The organism is Collinsella aerofaciens, from assembly GCF_039752985.1.
Taxonomy (GTDB): Bacteria; Actinomycetota; Coriobacteriia; order Coriobacteriales; family Coriobacteriaceae; genus Collinsella; species Collinsella aerofaciens_BT.
In genome coordinates this window covers 1-1986 of sequence record NZ_JBDMHA010000125.1, presented here as the reverse complement: position 1 = coordinate 1986, position 1986 = coordinate 1, and the positions used below count along the sequence as shown (strand labels likewise).

Here is a 1986-nt window from a genome sequence, read left to right as displayed (position 1 = left end):
GATTCAGCGCGGCGTGATGCTCGATGCCCTGGAAGATCACGAACTGCCCGAGTTCCGTTCCGAGGAGTGGTTGTGGCAGGCGCTGGTGCTCGCCGTGCGCGACAACGCCCGAGCCCACGGTGCGTCGCGTGCTGTGGTGGCACTCGAGGGTGACCTGCCGTCATCCCTGCTGGCGGCGCTGGCCGTTGACGCTCTGGGTTCGCGTAACGTAATTGGCCTGGTGCTGGGGCGCAACCGTATCTTTACGCCGGCGCAGGAGGAGGCCGAGGCTGCCCGCTGTGCCGCCGTCCGTGCCATCGCCGAGCGTTTGCACATTCGCACCGTCGAGCGCGATGCACCGGATGCGGCGCGTGTGCTCGATCGCGACGTGTCGGCGGGCGATGCCGAGCGTCTGCGCTCGCGCACGCTGGGCCTCATGCTGGAGGACACGGCGCTCGAGCTGGGTGCGATGGCGCTGAGCCCGCTGTCCAAAACCGAGTATGCGCTGGCGGCGCCGGCGCTTTGCGGCGGCTACCAGGGCGACTTTGCGCCCTTTGGCGATGTGTACCTGTCGACGCTTGAGTTTGTGGCGCGTGTGCGCAACCGCACGTCTGCCGTGGTGCCCCAAGAGCTCGTGACGCTCAACGCGGTGGAGGATTGCATGGAGCGCGTGCTGGCGCAAGCGCTCTCGACGATCGACGGTCCGGTCGATATGCTCGACCGCGCGGCACAGCTGCTCGGCGGGCTTGAGCCGGGTGAGGTCGATGGCGCGCTCGAGGCGCACGTGGACCGCAATCGAGCTTTCGACGACATCCCGATGGCCGCTGGCAAGCCTGAGGCCTGCTCGCTGCTGCTGATGCTCGTTCGACAGGGTGAGGCTGCCCGCCGCATGTTGCCGATGGCGCCGATCGTCTCGGCCCGTTCGTTTGCCGAGCGTGCCTGGCCGTATATGCTCGCGTGGTCCGACCTGGGGCTTAACGGCAAGGAGCGTATGACGGTCGATTCGCTGGCGCGCGCCGAGGTGCGCCGTTTTGCTGACGAGGATACGAGCGAGCGCGTGCGAAACGAGATGATGGGCGTGCTGGGCGAGCTGCTGGGTATTTCGCCCGAGCAAATGGAGGAGCTGCGCTCCGAGGACGGTCAGCGTCGTTTGCACGAGGGAATGAAAAAGTTCGAGGGCGAGGTTCAGGACGCCATCGATAAGATGATGGGCGGTCAGGGCGGCTCGCAAGGTAGTCCCCAGGGTGGCCCGATGCCGCATCCGCCGGTTGATCCCCGACAATTTCCGTTCTTCTCTCAGAACTAGGTCGCTGCGCGCCCGCCAGAGCGGCAATCTGCCTTTCAATCGTCGGACATGACCGCCAGGTCAATGCCCTCCTCTTTCAAGGCACCTTGCTCGCTCTGGCGGGCGCTCGCTTGCGTATACTCAACCTACAATTCGATCTCGGCTGACTTATAGGGCTAGCGTTGTGTTATTCTAGAACAGACGTTCGTGAATGATGCGCGGGGCCTTGTCTTGCGCTGTGCTTGTGGCGAGGGGAGGTTGGCTTGGTTATCTTGGGCATTGACCCCGGTTTGGCTCATACGGGTTGGGGGATTATCGAGGAGCGGCGTGGCGAGGTTCGCTGCCGTGCCTACGGTTGCATCGAGACCAGCGCGGGCAGCCCGCTCGCGGTGCGCCTGTCGCATATCGCCCGTGACCTTAAGGATGTCGTCGAGCGTTATCGACCCGACACGGCTGCTGTCGAGAGCATCTACTTTGGCGCCAACGTTCGCTCGGCCATCCCTACGGCGCATGCCCGCGGTGCTGCACTCGTAGCGCTTTCGGAATGCGCGCTCGAGATTGGCGAGTACACGCCCATGCAGATCAAACAGGCTGTGGTGGGCACCGGCGCCGCGGACAAGCGGCAGGTCGCCTACATGGTACGCACTCTAACACAGCTCGACCACGACCCGCATCCCGACCATGCCGCCGATGCCCTGGCCTGCGCCATCTGCCACGTAAAC

Annotated in this window: 1 protein-coding gene and 1 pseudogene; both read left to right on the top strand. The window is 64.8% G+C overall.

The window, feature by feature from the left end:
• A pseudogene (locus ABHR76_RS09935) lies at positions 1 to 1285 on the top strand (hypothetical protein); the annotation flags it as partial.
• A 242-nt stretch (positions 1286 to 1527) separates the two neighbouring features.
• Positions 1528 to 1986 (top strand): crossover junction endodeoxyribonuclease RuvC (ruvC, locus tag ABHR76_RS09930; protein WP_346977636.1); only part of this gene is annotated, 459 nt, incomplete at its 3' end.